The following is a 20,547-nucleotide window of genomic DNA, read 5'->3' as shown; positions in this document are numbered from 1 at the left end:
AATTGGTCGGGCCTCATTTATAAAATTCTAGTAATTACTTCGCAACCGAAGACCACTCTACCCGGTTAGGGTTTTTGTCGGTGGCCGCCATGGTAGGCGCTTCTACCTGTATGCTGCTGTCTTCGATAAACTCTTCATCCGTTACTTCATTCACCGCAATGTGCGGAGCGATAACCAGCGAAACAATGGACATTAACTTAATCAGGATGTTCATAGAAGGACCGGAAGTATCTTTGAAGGGGTCACCTACGGTATCACCCGTTACAGCTGCCTTATGTGGCTCCGACTTTTTGTAGTAAGTCTGTCCGTTGATAAGAACTCCTTTCTCAAACGATTTTTTCGCGTTATCCCAGGCACCACCGGCGTTGTTCTGGAAAATACCCATCAACACGCCGGAAACGGTAACACCAGCCAGGGTACCTCCCAGTACTTCGGGCCCAAAGACAAATCCAACGATAACGGGTACTATCAGGGCAATCAGACCGGGAGCCACCATTTCTTTTATGGAAGCCTGGGTGGAAATAGCCACGCATTTTTCGTATTCGGGACGGGCAGTACCTTCCATAATACCCGGGATTTCGCGGAACTGACGACGTACTTCTTCCACCATTTTCATGGCCGCCCTACCTACCGCCGCAATGGCCAGCGAAGAGAATATGAACGGTATCATGGCACCAACAAAAAGACCAGCCAGTACATTAGCCTTATAAATGTCAATGGCGCTGATTCCGGCTACACCACAGAAGGCCGCGAAAAGTGCAAGGGAAGTTAAGGCAGCCGAAGCAATGGCGAAGCCTTTACCCGTAGCAGCGGTAGTGTTCCCCACAGCATCCAGAATATCAGTACGCCCCCGAACTTCTTCGGGCAGGTAGGACATCTCGGCAATACCACCCGCGTTATCCGCAATAGGTCCAAACGCATCAATTGCCAACTGCATAGCCGTAGTGGCCATCATACCGGCCGCAGCTATGGCTACTCCATAAAGACCGGCAAATTCATAGCTGAGAAAAATACCGGCCGCCAATACCAGCGTTGGAATAACCGTAGATTCCATTCCGACCGATAAACCACCGATAATGTTGGTCGCATGACCCGTCGATGACTGGTTTACGATTGATTGAACCGGACGTTTGCCCATGGCGGTGTAGTATTCGGTAACAGCCGACATAATAGCGCCCACAACGGAACCCAGCAGAATAGCCCAGAAAACATCCAGCGAAGTAAATTCAACCCCACGGATGGTCAGAATGGAATCGGGTAGCATCCAGGTAGTCAGGGGGTACGATACCGCCAGCGTAATAAGGATGGAAGCCCAGTTTCCACGGTTCATAGCGCCCTGTACATCTCCTTTCTCGTCGGCGATCCGAACCAGCAGCATACCTATAATGGAAGCGATCAGACCTACTCCGGCAATAACCATGGGCAGCAGAATGGGGGCAATGCCTCCGAAGTTGTCAGGCTGGCGGGAAATAATTTCGCGGCCCAGTACCATGGTAGCCAGGATGGTAGCCACGTAAGAACCGAAAAGGTCAGCCCCCATACCGGCCACGTCCCCTACGTTATCGCCCACGTTGTCGGCGATGGTAGCCGGGTTACGCGGATCATCTTCCGGAATACCGGCCTCTACTTTACCTACCAGGTCAGCTCCTACGTCGGCGGCTTTGGTATAAATACCACCACCTACGCGGGCAAACAAAGCGATTGATTCAGCTCCCAATGAAAAGCCGGCCAGTACTTCCAGTACGGTTTCCATGGGCAGACCATTCACATCCGTACTCTCTCCAACAAACAAATAATATAGAACGATGAACAAACTGCTCAAACCCAGCACCGCCAGACTCGCCACCCCAATGCCCATCACTGAACCACCCGTGAAACTTACCTCAAGGGCTTTAGCCAGGCTGGTACGTGCAGCCTGGGTAGTACGCACATTGGATTTAGTGGCTATAGTCATACCGATATATCCGGCAAAGGCGGAAATAAAAGCTCCAAGGATAAAGGCAACGCCAATAATCCAGCTGGAATTTTCGACCAGTGTTCCTGAAAAACCTAAAAGAATACTAACCACTACACCAAAAACAATAAGAACCCGCCATTCGGCTTTAAGAAAGGCCAGGGCACCTTCGGCAATGGCATTGGCGATTTCCTGCATATTGGCATCGCCTGCATCCTGCTTCACCACCCAGCCTCGTTTAAAAAACATGACCAGTAGCCCAACGAGCCCAAGCACTGGCACCAGATAAGTAATGCTATTCATGCGTAATACGTTTTTGGTTAAGTGTTCAAAAAATCGTGTAAATATAGATTGCGGCCTTACATTAAAAAAATGCATCTAGAGCCTACATTGATTATTTTGTATAGTTTTTATAAAATATCCGAGAAATAAAAAATCATTATTGCAACTTTACCCTTCCTGTCAGTAGATTACACCATATATTACTATCCTTGTCTATACTTTTCAATTTATAATGAAGCGATTCCCTTATACCTCTTTTGCAGTCCTGCTATTTCTCATTGTTTCAAAAGTAACCGCTCAGACTCCTGTCGTGCCTTCCAGTGAGATTCTGCTGAACCTGAAAAAGCTGAATATGCTGGGGTCAGTACTGTACATTGCGGCCCACCCCGACGACGAAAATACCCTGATGCTCGCCTACCTGTCCAAGGACCGGCTGGCCCGCACCGGGTACCTGTCCCTGACCCGCGGTGACGGCGGCCAAAACCTTATCGGGGCTGAGCAGGGGTACAATATTGGGCTAATTAGAACTCAGGAGCTACTGGCGGCCCGCCGGATCGACGGCGCCGAACAGTTTTTTTCGCGTGCCTACGATTTTGGATTTTCCAAAACGCTCGACGAAACCCTTAACTTCTGGGACCGCGAAAAAGTACTGGGCGACGTAGTATGGATGATTCGTAAGTATCAGCCCGATGTAGTTATAACCCGCTTCCCCCCCGACCCCCGGGCCGGTCACGGTCACCACCAAACGTCGGCGTTCCTGGCCGAAGAAGCTTTTAAACTGGCAGGGAATCCGGCCTCTTACCCTGACCAGCTAAAATACGTCAAAACCTGGCAACCTAAACGCATCACCTGGAACACCTACAGCCGGGGCTTTACCAACCAGGCCCCTACCGAGGAAAAAGCTCCTTACATAGCCGTTGAGTTAGGTGGGTTTAACCCGCTGCTTGGCAAATCCTATTCAGAAATAGCCGCAGAAAGCCGGAGCCAGCATAAAAGTCAGGGTTTTGGGTCCTCTCCCGTACGTGATGTCCGGACCGACTACCTGGTTCATACCGCTGGTGATCCTGCCCAAAAAGACCTTTTTGACGGAGTTGATACCAGTTGGAACCGAGTACCGGGTAGCGCCGAGGTGGCCCGGCTGGTTTCTCAGGTAATAACAAATTTTAATGTTGCCAAACCGGAAGCCTCGGTCCCCACGTTGGTTCGGATACACCAGCAACTCAGCAAGCTGGACCCGTCGCAGATTCTGGTACAAGCCAAAAAACAAGAGGTAGAAAAACTGATTCAGCAATGCCTGGGCCTGTGGTTTGAAACCAACCCCACCGAATACTCTGCCGTGCCGGGTACCCAGGTTAGCTTAAAGGTGAATGTAGTCAAGCGGGCCGACTACCCCGTCAAACTGGTGGGCTTGCAATGGACGGGCCGGGCCGCCGATAGTACCTTCAGTACCAGTCTGGCCCTCCATAAAGCAGTAAACGTTACCCTGAACACCCAGTTACCGGATAATTTACCTGTAAGCCAGCCCTATTGGTTAGAAAAACCTTTGAGTAAAGGGGTCTTTCAGATTGATGACCAACGCGCCATTGGCTTTCCGGAAAATACCCCACTGACTTTAACAAAGTTCACTTTTGAGATTGATGGTCAACCTTTTACCTTCAGTAAGCCCTGGACCTACAAATTCAACGACCCGGTGGCGGGAGAGCAGTACCGGCCCTTTGAAATCAGGCCCGCCGTAACTGCCACCCTCAACGAGCCGGTTTTTATATTTACCACAAACAGTCCCCGGGAAGTCCAGGTACTGGTAAAAGCTCAGAAAAAAGGGATGCAGGGTACCTTGCGCCCTCAGGTACCCGCAGGCTGGAAAGTTGAACCCGCCTCCCGCCCCTTTCAATTCAACGACAAGTACCAGGAAGAAGCTTTTTCGTTCACCATTACTCCTCCCAACCAGAACCAGGAAGTGACCCTCCGGGCCATCGCCACGGTGGATGGACAGAGTTATGCCACCGCCATGAAAACCATTGAGTACCCCCACATTCCATCCCAAACCATATTCCCTCCCGCCGAAGCAAAACTGGCCCGGGTTGATGTTAAAATGCTCGCGCGCAGGATTGGGTACATTGCCGGTGCCGGCGATGATGTACCAGCCGCGCTTCGACAAATGGGGGCTACGGTCGTTATGCTAAACGGGGAAGAACTAAGCAAAGACCTAAGTACTTACGATGCCATAGTAGTGGGGGTAAGGGCCTATAATACCGAGGAGCGACTTCGTTTTTTCCAGGATAAGCTCATGAATTACGTCAAAAACGGGGGGACGATGCTGGTGCAATATACTACCTCCAATGGTCTGAAAGTACCTCAGTTAGGTCCCTACCCTTTCAAACTGGGCCGGGACCGGGTGTCGGAGGAGGAAGCTGAGATGAGGGTACTAAAACCGGCGCACCCGCTACTGAACGCTCCCAATAAAATTACCGCCCGGGATTTTGACGGTTGGATTCAGGAACGAGGTCTGTACTTTGCCGAAGAGTGGGACCCGGCCTACCAGGCCATTCTGTCGGGTAACGATGTCGGCGAAACGCCCAAAGATGGTAGTCTGCTGTATGCCCCCTACGGAAAAGGCCATTTTATTTACACCGGACTTTCCTTTTTCAGAGAACTCCCCGCCGGGGTTACGGGTGCCTACCGGTTGTTTGCCAATCTGGTATCGGCCGGGAAAACTAAATAGACCACCATCAAAAACTTCAACCACCCTCCATTTATACTTAATAACCGCCTGTTTTGACAGCAACTACTTCGCCCTGGAAAATCTGGATTGATACCGGAGGTACCTTTACCGATTGTCTGGCCATTGACCCGGAGGGCCAGCGGCACCGGGCCAAAGTACTAAGCAGTGGTTGTCTCCGGGGGCGGATCGTACGAAAAATAGATGCCAACTACTATAAATTTGAAGCGCCCTGGCAGTACGAAAGTCAATTATTGGAAGGATTTTCGTTTAGATTGCTCAACGGAGGTCTTTCTACTAAGCTTCTCTCTATAAACTACTTAAACCAAACCCTAACTTTAGAAGATAATCTAACACCGTTATCTGACAAAGATTTTGAGCTTTTTACGGGGGAAGAAGCCCCCGTTCTGGCCACCCGGCTGGTAACCGGAACGCCTCTCCGTCACTCCTTCCCTCCGCTCAGGATGCGCCTGGGTACCACCAAGGGGACTAACGCTTTATTGGAAAAAAAAGGAGCCAAAACGCTGCTGGTTGTTACCAAGGGATTCGAAGATATTGTCCGTATTGGTACGCAGCAAAGACCCCATCTTTTCCAGTTGGATATTCCCGAACCTACCCTGTTATATGCAGCCGTATTTGGAATTGAAGAACGATTGGAACCAGACGGTTCGGTGGCGGTGCCGCTTTTGGATGAAGAATTGGCAAAATTGGGAGATTATTGCCGCGCGCACCAGTTTGAAACGGTTGCCATTTCCCTGCTTCACTCCTACTGCAACCCGGTGCACGAAATGCAGATTGGGGAGTACCTGCGGACAAAGGGACTCGCCTACCTTTCGCTCTCGTCGCAACTCTACCCCGGCCTCCACTACCTCCGGCGAACCCAAACCGCGGTCATCAATGCCTACCTGTCGCCCGTACTGGACACCTACCTGAGCAGAATCAAATCCTCGCTGGGCGATGCCGCCTTAAAAGTAATGACCAGCGCCGGTGGGCTGGTGGGAGCAGAAAAGTTCAGAGCCAAGGACAGCTTGTTGAGCGGCCCGGCGGGAGGAATGGTTGCGGCGGCTTCCCTGGCCTGGCGGCTGGGCTATGACAAGGTACTTACCTTTGACATGGGAGGTACCAGTACCGACACCGCCCGTATTACCGGTCGCCCCGACCTCCACTATACCACCCGCATTAATAACCTGGAGATGCACAGCCCGGCCCTGGCCATTGAAACCGTAGCGGCCGGGGGCGGCTCCGTTTGCTGGTTCGACGGCTTCGGCCTTCGGGTAGGCCCCGAAAGTGCGGGGGCCAGCCCCGGTCCCGCCTGCTATGGCGCAGGAGGGCCGCTTACTCTTACGGATATTAATTTATTACTCGGCAAGATGGAGGCCTCCCGGTTGGGTATTCCTGTTTATCCCGAAGCCGCGGTGGAAGCTTTAAAAAAATTGCAGGACGACATTCTTTTCAAAAGTGGAAACAGTCTGTCTAGTCAGGAGGTACTGCTGGGCCTCGAACGGATTGCCAATGAAAAAATGGCGGAGGCCATCCGCCGCATTTCCGTAGCTCGCGGAGTAGACCCGAAAGAATACGCCCTGCTGACTTTTGGGGGAGCCGGGGGAATGCACGGTTGCCAATTGGCCGAAATCGTTGGAATAAAACAGGTAATCATTCCGTTTGACGCGGGCTTGTTCAGTGCCCTGGGCATGGGAGAAGCGCAGCTAAGCCGGATCGTTTCGGTACAGGTCCTAAAAAAGTGGACGGAGGTGGCTTACCGGCTTCCTGCCTACGTACAGGAACTCCACGCCCAGGCCGTACTTGAGCTTGGGATGGAATTGGTCCAGGAGACCGAGGTAGCGTTTTGTGCCCTGTTTTTACGGTTTGCCGGGCAGGAAAGTAGTTTGGAAGTACCCTATCGAGAATTGGAAACCCTCTCCTTATTCGAGAAACTCTATGAAACCCAGTTTGGGTACCTGCCCCGTACCAGGGAGGTCGAGGTGGAAAGTATCCGGATGATGGTTCAGGAAAAAAGTCAGGAGAATCCCCCGACTCCTCTCATACAGGAAAGCTTTCCGCTGGTGGCAAAGAAAACGGTTTCGACTCCGTACCTGCCACAGCAGGAAGTAGGTATCCATAACTGGGAAGAGCTTGACCCGGGCCATCTTATCATGGGACCGGCCATTCTGCGCAACGCCACTTCCACTTCCTACCTGCCCGAAGGTTGGGAAGGTGTAGTTCAAACTACCCGCGATATTATTCTTTCCGATAAACGTACGGACCTGACTGCTACGATCCAGCATACCCGGGAAGTAGAAATGGAGCTTTTCACCAATCGGTTTATGGCCATTGCGGAGGAAATGGGTGCCCAGCTACAACGCACGGCCTTTTCGGTGAATGTGAAGGAAAGGCTCGATTTTTCCTGTGCCCTGCTGGACCCCGCCGGTGAACTTCTCGTAAATGCCCCCCATATTCCGGTGCATTTGGGTAGCCTGGGTATATGTACCCGCCTGGTCAGGGCAGCAATTGAGATTGGTCCGGGCGATGTGGTCATTACCAACCACCCCCGGTACGGTGGTTCGCACTTGCCCGACGTTACTCTTATAGCCGGTGTGTTTACCGAGGATGGGCAGTGTGCTGGCTACGTGGTTAACCGGGCGCACCATGCCGAAATAGGGGGTAAAAAGCCCGGTTCAATGCCACCGGATGCCATCCGACTACACGAGGAGGGCGTTGCCATTCTTCCGCAGTACCTGGTCCGTCGCGGAGAACTGCAATGGGAAACTGTTCAGCAGCTGTTTACCGGGGGTCCTTTCCCGTCCCGGATGCTGGCCGAAAATGAAGCCGACATTGTGGCGGCGCTGTCGTCCCTGCGCCGCGGTCAGGAGGACCTGCTGAAACTCGTGCAGGAGCACGGCTACCGCAAGGTAACTACCTACATGCAGCTCCTGAAACGAAGTGCTTCCCAGCAGGTAACCCAAGCCCTGAAACCCTGGGTAGGAAAAGAATTAAAAGCCGTCGAGTACCTGGACGATGGAAACCGTCTGGCCCTGAAAGTCACGGTTACTCCTTCCCGGCTGAGCTTTGATTTCACAGGTACCTCCCGGGTTCACCCGCAGAACCTGAACGCGAATATTTCTATTATCCACAGCGCGGTCTTGTACGTACTTCGTTTACTCGTAGGCCGGGAAATTCCGCTGAACGATGGCCTGATGAAGCAGGTACAGCTTATACTGCCGGAAAACTCTTTTCTCCATCCTCATTTTGAAGATGATGCCACCCTTTGCCCCGCCGTGGTTGGCGGAAATACCGAAATCAGCCAGCGACTGGTGGATACCCTCCTGAAAGCTTTCGGGTTGGCGGCCTGTAGCCAGGGTACCATGAACAATTTTCTGTTTGGCAACGAGCGGTTTGGGTACTACGAAACCATTGGTGGAGGGGCGGGTGCCGGCCCGGGCTTTCACGGGCGCTCGGGGGTACACCAGCACATGACCAATACCCGCATCACCGACCCGGAAGAACTGGAAAGGCGCTACCCCGTACGCCTCCGCCGGTTTGCCATCCGAACGGGATCGGGGGGAGCCGGAAAGTGGCGGGGAGGTGATGGCATTATCCGCGAGCTGGAATTCCTGGAAAAACTGGAAGTAACCCTCATTGGGCAGCACAATCATTTTTCGCCCTATGGCCTCGAGGGGGGTGAACCCGGAAAAACGTCCCTGATTACCCTGGTTCGTCGCGGGGGTAAGGTTGAAAATTCACCCGCCATTGGCAGTACCACCGTGTATCCCGGGGAACGTATTATCCTGGAAACGCCCGGCGGCGGTGGGTACGGGGAAGCCGGGTAGGTCACCTGACTAAATCTTTTTTCTATTTATTTTACCAAATGAAGTACGTTTCGCTCCGTTCCGGGCTGTCCAGCTTGCTGTTCTGGTCTGTGATATCGGCGGCCTTTATCGGGCCGGGAACCGTCACCACCTGCGGACTGGCGGGAGCCACCTTTGGTAGTTCCCTGCTGTGGGCCCTGGTGTTTTCTACCGTAAGTACTATACTTCTGCAGGAGGCCGCCGCCCGTCTAACGATTGCATCCGGAAAGAATTTGGGAGAGATACTGGCCGGTCGGCACGAGAGCCACGGACAAACCGTAAATTACCTCCTGGCCATCGGAGTAATAACCGGTTGTGCGGCCTACGAAGCCGGTAATATCCTGGGAGCAGTAGCCGGAATTCAACTTCTTTTCCAGGTACCTGCCTGGCTGCTTACGCTGGTGGTAGGTACGCTGGCCGTACTGTTTTTGTCCATACCATCCACCGCCCTACTTACCCGCCTGCTGGGTCTGGTAGTTTTCCTGATGGGCATTGCCTTTGTGTGGGTAGGCGTACAAAGCATTTCGTCACTTCCGCAACTCCTCCGGGATAGCTTTGTGCCTGCCTTCCCTGCTGGTTCGGCCCTGGTAATAACCGGACTGGTGGGTACTACCGTGGTACCCTATAACCTGTTTCTTGCTTCGGGCATCGGGCAGGGGCAGTCGGTACGGGAAATGCGGCAGGGGTTGGTACTGGCCGTTCTTATTGGGGGACTAATTTCTATCAGCATTGTGCTGGGAGGTACCCTAATAGAAGGTACCTTCAGTTTTGAAAGAGCCGCCGAAGTACTCGCTCAGAAATTTGGTAAAAACGGTCGGCTACTGTACGCCATTGGTCTGTTCGGTGCTGGCTTTACCTCCGTAGTTACGGCTCCGTTTGCCGCTGGTATAACGGCCCGTACCCTACTGGGAACTACTCCCCAACAAACGGCCTGGGTAGGTCGGGGCGTTATCCTGATTGGACTGGTGTTTGGAGTACTGAACATTAAACCAGTACCCATTATCATTGCCGCACAGGCGGCCAACGGGTTATTATTACCATTTATAACCTGGCAAATAATCCGGGCGGTTAATGACCCGGCTCTCCTACCCCCGGCGCACCGCAACTCCCGCCTTCAGACCATTCTGTTGTACCTGATTTTTGGAGTCACGTTGGTCCTTGGTCTGAACAGCCTTTTTAATTCCGTCAAAACCTTCTGGTAAAATTACCTACCACCGCCATCCGGCTTTGATTCCCACCCAGGTATTTTGTTTGGGAGAAGCATTGAAAAAACGATTTCCGAAGGCATTCAGGTCATAGCCCAGGCTGTAAATCTCAGCCGACACCCATTCGGCCGAAGCCGACAAATCAGTATAAAAGTGGGCACCCCAATTCCGCTTCCAACTACCCCGTACCAAAAACTGGTCATAAGCGGGAGCTTCCACGGTGTTGGCATCATTCAGGAAAACGCTACCGCCGTGCTGGTAAGTCAGGTAAAGCGACAATCCGGCCAGTGCTTCCAGATCCAGCCCGGTGGTATGGCTTAAACGAGGGATGCCCGGCAGGATATTACCGGAGAGCTGCGCATCGGCCTGCTGGAAATCTACAAAGGTGTACCGGGTGTAGGTACCATTGTGCCAGGCCCGTACCTGACGCAACGGAGCGGTCCGGCTCGAAAAAATATCGTAGCCAACCTGCCATTCTACGCCGTTTTGCCGGGTTTTGCCCGCGTTGATGAAGAATTCAGCCCCGTTTTCTTCGGTGCGTCGCACAATCGCTTCCCGCAAACTAAAGGAGTAAAGATTTACTTCAGCGGAGAGCTTTTGCCCGGCCCGGCGAATTCCAATCTCCCGGTTCACCCCCCGCTCGGCCGAGAGGTCGGCCCGAAACCCACCGGCCGAGGGACGAATTTCCTGCAAGGTAGGGGGTGAAAATCCCTGACTGTAGCTTCCAAAAACGGCCCAATCCTCCCCGATTTTTTTCAGCAGGGCAATCCGGGGTGCCAGTTCAGCCTTGAAATTCTGCATCTGGCGACCATAAGGTGCCGGAAAAAAGCGCTGGAAGTCGTAGCGAAGCGTGTTATAGCTAAGGCCCACGGTAGCAATTAAACCCGACACCGGCTCAGCCTCAAACTGACTAAAGGCGGTGAATGCACCGGTCAGCAGTTCTTCATCCGTCAGCAACGTACCGGTAGTCCCTTTAAGATTCCTAAAGGTTCGCTGCACCGACTGCAGGTACTGTCCTTCCAGGCCGCTGGTCCAGGTGGCATTCCAGCGAGCATTATCAAACGCATATTTCCAAACCTGACGGCCGCCCAGGCCCAGTTCGGTCCGTTTTTCCTGATTGCTGATAAACGGATTCCGGAAATCGTTGGTCGACAAATATAGCGTGGTGGTCTGGCTCCAGTTAGCAGAAAGGCGGTAATCGTAGCTTCCACCCAGCATGGCGTAGCGGGTATACACCCCCGCCTGTTGTTCGCGGCTACCCGGCAGGGTCGGCGTAGGCTGCCGGGACAGCCGGGGGTTGGTCTGGTACTGTTGCAGGTTAATTCCGCCGGGGGTTTGGTAGTGAAGGTCCGAATACATCCCCAGCAAGGAAAAAGACCCCCGGCTACCTACCGGATTGGTAAGGGTAAAAGTCAGGGCGTCCCTGACCATGGCACTATGGTCGCGGTACCCCTCCTGCTGCTGGTGACCATACAAAACCGTGGCTCCACCGGTCTGAAGCAGGGAATTCCAGCTCCGGAAACCATACTTCCCAACGCCTACCTGCTGCTCGGCCCGATTGTTCCCTGCCGTGTTGGTGGGCGAAGACAACAAAACTACCCCACCGGTACCGGCTCCGTACAGACTGCTGCCCGGCCCCTTGATAATTTCCATCCGTTCCACGGCCGCAAAATCAATTACATTCAGCGAAGTATTTCCGCTGGCATCGGTAAAGGGAATGCCGTTCCAGTAAAACTTCACATTCCGAACGCCAAATGGCGAACGCAAAAGGCTCCCCCGAATTGAAAAACGATAGCTACCGGGTGAACGCTCCTCCATCCTGACGCCGGGAGCGGTATTGACGGCGTTAATCCAGGTAGTTGCGGCAAATCGAGTCATCAGCCGGGGCGTTATCAAACTAATAGCCGCCGGGGTTTCCAGTAAGGTCCGGCGGGACTCGTAAGCGCTGATGGTCACTTCTTCCAGTTGATTGGTTCTGAGCGTATCATTCTGAGCCAGGAGCGGATGACCGGTCAGGCAGGCTGCCAGAAAGGTACAGGAATATAAAAAGGTGGTAAAAGTCCTAAATTTAGACATCAGTGAAAGTTGAATGGGTAAGTGACCAAAGTTCTTTAACTATTCCTAATCTAACAAATGTTATTCCACCTGAAATCTGCTGCACCAATTTTATTATCAGGTTAAGTACTTCAAAAAAGACCGCAGTACCTTTGCCTGAGGTACCAATGACCGGTACTTTGCCAGGTTGTTCTCCTTATTTTTGATTTATGCTTTTTACAAAAACTTCCCTCCCTCTACCAATTCTTTGTCTGCTATTCCTGTTCAGCGGGCCAGGTCAGGCGCAGTCCAACGAAAACCTAAATAAAGAGAACACAAAAAGTACCTATACTACCAAAAGTATCCGGAACAGCTACCACTATACAACATTCGAACCCGGTATTGTCACTTTTCATGACAGCAGTACGGTAACCGCACCACTAAATTACAATTGGTTGCTTCGGGAAATGCACTTTATTACCGAGGAAGGAGATACGTTGGCACTTGCCAACGGAGGAGGTATTGCCAAAATCAAATTACAGGAAGAATTGTTTCATTTCGTACCCCCGTACGGATTCCTGGCTTTTGTTGCCAACTACAAAAATCTGAGAGTATCAGTCCAATTTTTAATGGTCGAAAAGGTGGTGGGTACCGGATCACTATCAAAAACTGTGATGATAACAGTAGCCAAGGATAGTACCGGGAAAACCCAGCTGAATAATATGAGGGGGCGCACTATTCTTATTCCAACCAAACTTTATTTTCTGGTTGATAAAAATAATACCGCTCATGAAGTTACCAAGTCCAACCTCCTCACGTTTTACCCCAACCATCGCAGGGAAATTACCCAGTACATCAGAAAAAACAGCATTGACCTAATGATTGTCACCCAGCTGAAAGCTGTACTTAAGTACTGTGATCAGCTCTAAATTGAGTAGTTCCTGCCTGATTTTCCTACCCAGAAACATAGCGTAAATCTTATTTTAACCGTTTTTCCAATATCCAATTTCTTTTCATTTAGAAATGAGGTAGTTTCGGGTATATTATATACTTTTATATACAGGGTACAGGCTGTACTTTTCCCTAAACTTTCCTTAACCACTATTCAGCTATGAAAACACACCTTTGGATTACCAGCGCCTTTATCTGTTTTGCCTCCTCCCTTTGGGCCCAATCCACCAAAATTATCCGGGTGAAAGATGTTACGGATTTACGTAAAGCAGTACCTATGAAAGACCAGTACAAGTACCCTGCTTTCAAAACCGGAACCGTGTCCCTGCACAATGGTACCGCCGTTGAGGCAAAACTGAATTACAACCTCCTGCTGAAAGCCATCCAGTTTATTGACCCTAAGGGTGACACAATGAACCTGAGCAATGAATTTACCATTAAACAAATCGTGATTGACCAGGACCAGTTTATCCATCATCCTAAGACAGGTTTCCTTGTATTTGTGGATGACCACGGGAGTTTCCGGTTAGCGGCGCATCAAATGTTGATTCAGGTAGGTAATGATAAAATGGGCGCCTATGACCAATCGTCGGGAGCCTCCTCCATTACCGCTGTCAAATCGTTTATGGACCCGAACGGCAGGGTACAAAACCTGGACATTAAAGGGGATGTACTGCTGACCAGGGAAGAGGAATTTTTCCTGGTAGATAAAAACAACGTCGTGTATCCGGCCAGTAAGGCCAGTGTACTTCGTTTTTTCCCTAACCACAAAAAGGAAATAAACGGATATGTGAAGGAGAAAAAAACGAATTTTAAAGAAAAAGATGAACTAGTAGCGCTTCTGAATTTCAGCAAATCGCTAACTATTAATTAATCACCGGGTAGAGCTCTCTTTTTAACAAAAGCGCGGCTGCCAATCAGGCAGCCGCGCTTTTGTTAATTGATATGCGGCAGTACTTAGCTGATCTTGCCAGCGTCTACCTGCTTGCGAATGATGTTCAGCGCTGACCCGGCTTTGAACCACTCGATTTGCTGCTCGTTGTAGGTATGGTTTACCTGAATCTCCTCGGTAGTACCATCGGCATGGTGCAGTACCACTCCAAGCGGCTGGTTGGGTGCAAAGCTCTGCAATCCAACGATATCGATCGTATCATCCTCATGAATTTTATCGTAATCGTTCGGGTTGGCAAAAGTTAACCCCAGCATTCCCTGCTTCTTGAGGTTAGTTTCGTGGATACGGGCAAAGGACTTCACCAGTATGGCCCGAACCCCGAGGTGGCGTGGCTCCATAGCTGCGTGCTCGCGCGACGAACCTTCTCCGTAGTTCTCATCACCCACCACAATAGAACCTATACCGGCGGCTTTGTACACCCGCTGGGTAGCAGGTACTTCGCCGTACTCACCGGTCAGTTGATTTTTTACACTATTGGCCTTATCGTTGAAAGCGTTGATGGCTCCTATAAGCAGGTTGTTCGAAATGTTGTCGAGGTGACCACGGTACTTCAGCCAGGGACCAGCCATCGATATATGGTCGGTAGTACACTTACCTTTGGCTTTAATCAACAGCTTCAGGCCGGTAATGTCGGTACCTTCCCACTCTTTAAAGGGATCAAGCAGCTGCAGACGGTCCGAGGTAGGGCTTACCAGTACTTGTACCTGACTACCGTCTTCGGCGGGTGCCTGGTAACCGGCATCTTCCACATCGAAGCCTCGGATCGGTAATTCTATTCCTTGGGGCTCATCCAGCATTACCTGCTGTCCGTCCTCGTTGGTAAGGGTGTCGGTCATGGGGTTGAATGTAAGGTCACCCGCAATAGCAAATGCCGTAACGATTTCGGGCGAAGCTACAAATGCGTGGGTGCTGGCATTACCGTCGTTCCGCTTGGCAAAGTTTCGGTTAAAGGAAGTTATAATGGAGTTCTTGCGCGAAGGGTCATCCATATGGCGGGCCCACTGACCAATACAAGGTCCGCAGGCGTTGGCCAGTACCACTCCACCAATTTTCTCAAAAGTATCCAGAATACCATCCCGCTCAGCGGTAAAGCGCACCAGCTCAGAACCGGGTGTAATAGTAAACTCCGACCTGGTTTTCAAATGCTTGGTAGTGGCCTGCGCCGCTACCGATGCCGAACGGGTCATGTCTTCGTAGGAAGAGTTGGTACATGATCCGATCAGTCCAACTTCCAGCCGCTCGGGCCATTCGTTTTCTTTAATCGCCTGAGCGAATTTGGAAAGCGGCCATGCCAGATCCGGGGTAAAAGGTCCGTTGATATAAGGTTCCAGCGTAGAAAGGTCCAGTTCAAGTACCTGGTCAAAGTAAGTAGCCGGATCAGCATATACTGCGTCGTCAGAACGCAGGTGTTGCTTAACAGCGTCGGCTGCATCGGCAATGTCGGCACGTTCGGTAGCCCGCAGGTACGAGCCCATTTTTTCGTCATAGGCAAAAATGGAAGTAGTTGCACCTACTTCGGCACCCATGTTACAGATGGTACCTTTACCGGTAGCCGACAGGCTTTCAGCGCCCGGCCCGAAGTACTCAAGTATATAGCCAGTACCACCTTTTACTGTCAATTGACCAGCTACCCAAAGGATTACATCTTTGGCGGAGGCCCATCCACTGAGGGTACCAGTTAATTTTATACCAATCAGTCGGGGCATTTTCAGTTCCCACGCCAGCCCGGACATGACGTCGCTGGCGTCGGCACCACCTACTCCAATGGCCACCATGCCCAGTCCACCGGCATTGGGGGTGTGGGAGTCAGTACCGATCATCATTCCGCCGGGGAAAGCGTAGTTTTCCAACACTACCTGGTGAATAATACCAGCACCGGGCTTCCAGAACCCAATCCCATATTTATTGGATACCGAAGCCAGAAAATCGTAAACTTCTCTGTTTTTATTGTTAGCGTCTACCAGGTCCTTCTCAGCCCCGTTTTCGGCCAGGATCAGGTGATCGCAGTGTACCGTCGAGGGCACCGCTACCTGCGGACGCCCCGCCTGCATAAATTGCAAAAGCGCCATCTGGGCGGTTGCATCCTGCATCGCTACGCGGTCAGGAGCAAAGTCAACGTATGATTTACCACGTTCGTACACCTGCGAAGGGTTGCCCTCCCACAAGTGCGAGTATAAGATTTTTTCAACGAGTGTTAAGGGACGGCCTACCGCGGTACGGGCAGACTCGATTCGTTCCCCCATCCGGGCATATACGCCCTTGATCATGTCAATGTCAAATGCCATAATTATTGTGAACAGATTACTTTAATAGAAAAGACGCCTAAAATTACAAAAATCCCCGTAGGTTACCGGCTTGCCCCGGTTATTTTCCAATATTTTATCGAATGGCTCTTGATTTATTTCAAATTTCTTCTAAATAAATTGTCAATGTTTCTCCAATTAATAAAATAATCTTCGAAGAAGAACCATTGGATAAGAGCCTTCCGTTACTACAGATGTAACAATCCATTTATAGCGGCAGTTTAAGATTTGTAAGTTTCTACCCTATATTTGAGCATTCAATGCGCCATTATTATTAAATAAATTCATTATGTCAAAAAATCTGGTGATCGTAGAGTCACCGGCCAAGGCCAAGACCATAGAGAGTTATTTAGGTTCTGATTTTACCGTTAAATCAAGCTTCGGGCACGTTCGGGACCTTCCTGAACATGATATGGGTGTGGACGTAGAGAATGGATTTCAGCCCGTGTACGAGGTATCTTCGGATAAGGTGAAAGTAATAAATGAGTTAAAGAAATTAGCAAAGGAAGCGGAAGAAGTTTGGTTAGCGACGGACGACGACCGCGAGGGGGAGGCTATTTCCTGGCACCTGAAAGAGGCACTGGGCCTACCGGACAACACCAAACGGATTGTATTCCGGGAGATTACCAAGGCGGCCCTCCAGAACGCCATTCAAAAACCCCGACTGATTGATATTGACCTAGTCAATGCCCAACAGGCCCGGCGTATTCTGGACCGGCTGGTGGGGTATGAACTTTCGCCGGTACTCTGGAAAAAAATCCGCATTGGCAAATCATCCCTGTCGGCCGGAAGGGTACAGTCCGTGGCCGTGCGGGTAATTGTCGACCGGGAGCGGGAGATTGAGGCATTTCAAACCAAAGGAAGCTTCAAAGTTACGGCCCGTTTTGATTTGGGAAATGGTAAGGTACTTAACGCTGAACTTCCCAAAAACTTCCCCACCGAAGCGGAAGCTTATGCTTTTCTTGAAAAGTGCATTCAGGCGAACTTCACCATTAGTAACCTGGAAACTAAGCCCGCTAAAAAGTCCCCGGCACCGCCATTTACAACGTCTACGCTTCAGCAGGAAGCATCCCGTAAACTGAGTTTTTCGGTTTCGCAGACTATGACTATTGCCCAGAAGCTATACGAGGCTGGAAAAATTTCCTATATGCGTACCGACTCCACCAACTTGTCGGAGGAAGCTATGGGGAAAGCCAAGGACCAGATTACGAATGAATATGGTTCTAAATTTCACCAACCCAGAACCTACAAAACCAAGTCGGAGTCGGCCCAGGAGGCGCACGAAGCCATTCGCCCAACTGATTTTTCGACCCTGCTGGCCAGTAAGGATAGGAATGAGCAACGGTTGTATGAACTGATATGGAAACGAGCCATTGCCTCCCAAATGGCCGATGCACAACTGGAACGTACCACGGCTACCATTGGTATTATGCCATCGAAAGAAGTTCGGATTCTTGATGATCCCAGTTTATTAAATGATCCCAGTTTTTTAACTGAAATTTCATCTATAAAAGAAGAACTGGTAGCGCAGGGGGAAGTCATTAAGTTTGAAGGTTTTCTGGCGGTGTACCTGGAATCCAGCGATGAGGATACGGACGAGGAACAGAAAGGAATGCTGCCCCCGCTGAACATAGGACAAAAGCTGGCGCTTTCGGATATGAAGGCTACCGAACGTTTTACCCGTAACCCGCCGCGCTACACCGAGGCGAGCCTGGTAAAGAAACTCGAAGAAATGGGAATTGGCCGTCCTTCAACCTACGCCCCTACCATTTCCACTATACTTCGGCGTGGCTACGTGGTCAAGGAAGACCGGGCCGGGCTGGAAAGGGAGTTCAAGGAATTTACCCTTCAGGCGAATCAGATTAAAGGCAAAGTCAATAAGGAAACCTTTGGAACCGAAAAATCGAAACTGTTCCCGACCAGTGCGGGCATGATCGTTAACGATTTTCTGGTCAATCATTTCCAGGACATCGTTGATTTTTCCTTTACGGCCAACGTCGAAAAAGACTTTGATAATATTGCCGAGGGCAAAGTTGCCTGGCAGCGAATGATCGACAACTTCTACCAGGGTTTCCACAAAAAAGTAGCCGAAGCGGAAGGAGAGAAAATAGACCGGAGCCTGACGACCCGGGACCTGGGCGAAGATCCCAACTCGGGTAAAAAAGTGTCGGTGCGGGTGGGTAAGTATGGTCCTTACGTCCAGATTGGAGACGTGGAAGACGAAGAAAAACCCAAGTTTGCCAGTCTGCAGAAGGGCCAATTGATGGAAACCATTAGCTTTAATGAAGCTATGGAGCTTTTCAGGCTGCCCCGGGAGGTTGGATTTTACGAAGACAAAGCCCTGGTGGTTAACATTGGCAAGTACGGTCCTTACGTCAAGCACGACGATAAGTTTTATTCCCTGGCTCCAACGGATGACCCAATGTCTGTTACTGAGGAGCGACTGATTGAGATAATCCTGGAAAAGCGGAAGCAGGAAAGCAACCGTATAATCCGGGAGTACGACGAAAACCCCAACGCCAAGGTACTTAACGGCAAGTACGGCCCTTACATCTCCTTTGGAAAGCGGAATATTAAAATACCCCGGGGTACGGAGCCCTCTTCGCTCACCTACGAAGATGTGCTTAAGCTGGCCGAAGGTACCGACGAGAAGCCCGCGGCCAAACCAAAGGGAGGACGCAAGACCGCCACAAAAAAGTCAAAGTAGAACAGGCTGGCTATGGGGGAATCCAGAAAAAAACTGGTCGTGTTGTCGGGAGCTGGTATCAGTGCCGAAAGTGGTATCAGTACCTTTCGGGATAGTGGTGGCCTGTGGGAAAACCACCGGATTGAAGACGTGGCTACCCCCGAAGCCTGGCGACGAAACTCTACCTTGGTACTTGACTTCTACAACCAGCGGCGGCGGCAGGCCCGATCTGTAAAGCCAAATGCCGCTCACGCCATTCTGGTTGAACTGGAAAAAGACTTTGATGTCACCATCATAACCCAGAATGTGGATGACCTGCACGAACAGGCGGGCTCAACGAAGGTACTTCACCTGCACGGCGAATTATTCAAGGTAAGAAGTACTAAAAATCCGGAACTAGTTTATAACCTGGAAGGCACCGAACTTAACCCTGGTGATGTGTGTGAATTGGGCAGTCAGCTCCGGCCGCATATTGTCTGGTTTGGGGAAGAAGTACCTATGATGGAAGCCGCCGTGGCGATTACCGAACAGGCGGATATTTTTGTCGTAATAGGTACTTCCCTGGCGGTGTATCCGGCGGCCGGTTTACTATATTACGTTCGCAAAGGGGTACCTATTTACCTCATTGATCCGACCATGCCCGACGTTTCGCTTAGTTCTAACATGACTTTTATAAAGGAAAAAGCCACGGTCGGTGCTGCCCGGCTCAGGGAGTACCTGTTCCAGTAAACATTGATTATCAACACACTACACCACCATGCAACCCAATGTTATATTAAATAACGGTGTTAAAATGCCGATTCTGGGCCTGGGGATCTATGCTCCGGGCGAAAAAAACGAAGTCAGACACGCGGTTTCGTACGCCCTGGAGGTCGGGTACCGGCTTCTGGATACTGCCAGTATTTACCAGAATGAGGAGGAGGTAGGTCAGGGATTCAAAGATAGTGGTCTGGCCCGGGAAGAGGTGTTTATTACCTCCAAAGTATGGCGTGACGAGCAGGGCTATGACCAAACGCTCCGGGCTTACGAAAATAGCCTCAAAAGGTTGCAAACCGACTACATTGACCTGTACCTGATCCACTGGCCTGTTCGTCATCAACTTAAGGAAACCTGGCAGGCGCTGGAAACACTCTACGCGGAAAAACGGGTCCGGGCTATTGGCGTATCCAACTACTACGAAATGCACCTGAAAGAACTGTTTGAGTATGCCACGGTAGTACCAGCTGTCAACCAGTTTGAGTTTAGTCCGTTTATGTACGTGCCCGAAGTAGTTAACTACTGTATTGATCATAGCATTCAGCCGGAAGGGTACGCGCCCCTGGTACGCGGCGAAAAAGCCAGGCATCCGGTACTGGTTGAAATAGCCAAAAAACACCGGAAGTCAACCTACCAGGTACTTATCCGGTGGTCCATGCAGCATAATGTAATAACGATCCCCAAGTCAGTGAACCCCGAGCGAATTAAAGCAAACTTCGACGTATGGGACTTTGAATTGAGTCCCATGGAAATGGATGCCTTGAACCAGCTGCACGATGGTACCCGGGTAGCTGACGACCCGATGACGTATGTTTAGATTCCTCTTTTTGAACAATTCATTCAATTCCTAATTGACAAAT

At 50.9% G+C, this 20,547-nt stretch carries 11 protein-coding genes; 8 read left to right on the top strand and 3 right to left on the bottom strand.

Annotated elements, in window-relative coordinates; all coding sequences use genetic code 11:
- Positions 1–34 precede the first annotated feature (34 nt).
- On the bottom strand, positions 35–2,257 hold the full coding sequence (locus VGN67_RS14695; protein WP_327487613.1) for a sodium-translocating pyrophosphatase: 2,223 nt from the start codon (positions 2,255–2,257) through the stop codon (positions 35–37).
- A gap of 211 nt (positions 2,258–2,468) precedes the next feature.
- Between VGN67_RS14695 and VGN67_RS14690 the strand changes: the two genes are divergently transcribed.
- From VGN67_RS14690 to VGN67_RS14680, 3 genes are read left to right on the top strand one after another with little or no spacing between them, the layout of a single operon-like run.
- On the top strand, positions 2,469–4,958 hold the full coding sequence (locus tag VGN67_RS14690; protein WP_327487612.1) for a PIG-L family deacetylase: 2,490 nt from the start codon (positions 2,469–2,471) through the stop codon (positions 4,956–4,958).
- Positions 4,959–5,011: 53 nt separating this feature from the next.
- Positions 5,012–8,782, top strand: coding sequence for a hydantoinase B/oxoprolinase family protein (locus VGN67_RS14685; protein ID WP_327487611.1), 3,771 nt, complete (start codon positions 5,012–5,014; stop codon positions 8,780–8,782).
- A 38-nt stretch (positions 8,783–8,820) separates the two neighbouring features.
- Positions 8,821–10,002, top strand: a complete 1,182-nt coding sequence (locus VGN67_RS14680; RefSeq protein ID WP_327487610.1) for an Nramp family divalent metal transporter — start codon at positions 8,821–8,823, stop codon at positions 10,000–10,002.
- 6 nt (positions 10,003–10,008) lie between these two features.
- On the opposite strand, the gene VGN67_RS14675 is transcribed toward VGN67_RS14680, so the two are convergent.
- Entirely contained in the window at positions 10,009–12,081 is a 2,073-nt protein-coding gene (locus VGN67_RS14675) for a TonB-dependent receptor (protein ID WP_327487609.1), read from the bottom strand.
- Positions 12,082–12,269: 188 nt separating this feature from the next.
- On the opposite strand from VGN67_RS14675, the gene VGN67_RS14670 reads away from it, so the two are divergent.
- The gene (locus tag VGN67_RS14670) at positions 12,270–12,968 is read left to right on the top strand and encodes a hypothetical protein (protein ID WP_327487608.1); all 699 of its coding nucleotides are present in this window, start codon (positions 12,270–12,272) and stop codon (positions 12,966–12,968) included.
- 182 nt (positions 12,969–13,150) lie between these two features.
- Positions 13,151–13,864, top strand: a complete 714-nt coding sequence (locus tag VGN67_RS14665) for a hypothetical protein (protein WP_327487607.1) — start codon at positions 13,151–13,153, stop codon at positions 13,862–13,864.
- 83 nt (positions 13,865–13,947) lie between these two features.
- On the opposite strand, the gene VGN67_RS14660 is transcribed toward VGN67_RS14665, so the two are convergent.
- Positions 13,948–16,227 carry an aconitate hydratase gene (locus tag VGN67_RS14660; protein WP_327487606.1) on the bottom strand — a complete coding sequence of 760 codons (2,280 nt, stop codon included), beginning with the start codon at positions 16,225–16,227 and terminating at the stop codon, positions 13,948–13,950.
- A 307-nt stretch (positions 16,228–16,534) separates the two neighbouring features.
- Here VGN67_RS14660 and topA point away from each other — a divergent pair, with 307 nt between their 5' ends.
- The 3 genes from topA to VGN67_RS14645 are packed head-to-tail and all read left to right on the top strand — an operon-like array spanning position 16,535 to position 20,504.
- On the top strand, positions 16,535–18,952 hold the full coding sequence (gene topA, locus VGN67_RS14655; protein WP_327487605.1) for a type I DNA topoisomerase: 2,418 nt from the start codon (positions 16,535–16,537) through the stop codon (positions 18,950–18,952).
- Positions 18,953–18,964: 12 nt separating this feature from the next.
- Positions 18,965–19,660 carry an NAD-dependent deacylase gene (locus tag VGN67_RS14650; RefSeq protein ID WP_327487604.1) on the top strand — a complete coding sequence of 232 codons (696 nt, stop codon included), beginning with the start codon at positions 18,965–18,967 and terminating at the stop codon, positions 19,658–19,660.
- 28 nt (positions 19,661–19,688) lie between these two features.
- Positions 19,689–20,504, top strand: a complete 816-nt coding sequence (locus VGN67_RS14645; protein ID WP_327487603.1) for an aldo/keto reductase — start codon at positions 19,689–19,691, stop codon at positions 20,502–20,504.
- Positions 20,505–20,547 lie beyond the last annotated feature (43 nt).

It is taken from the genome of Telluribacter sp. (assembly GCF_035998675.1).
GTDB lineage: Bacteria > Bacteroidota > Bacteroidia > Cytophagales > Spirosomataceae > Telluribacter.
The sequence above is the reverse complement of the archived record's forward strand: the minus strand, read 5'-3'. Positions and strand labels throughout refer to the sequence as shown.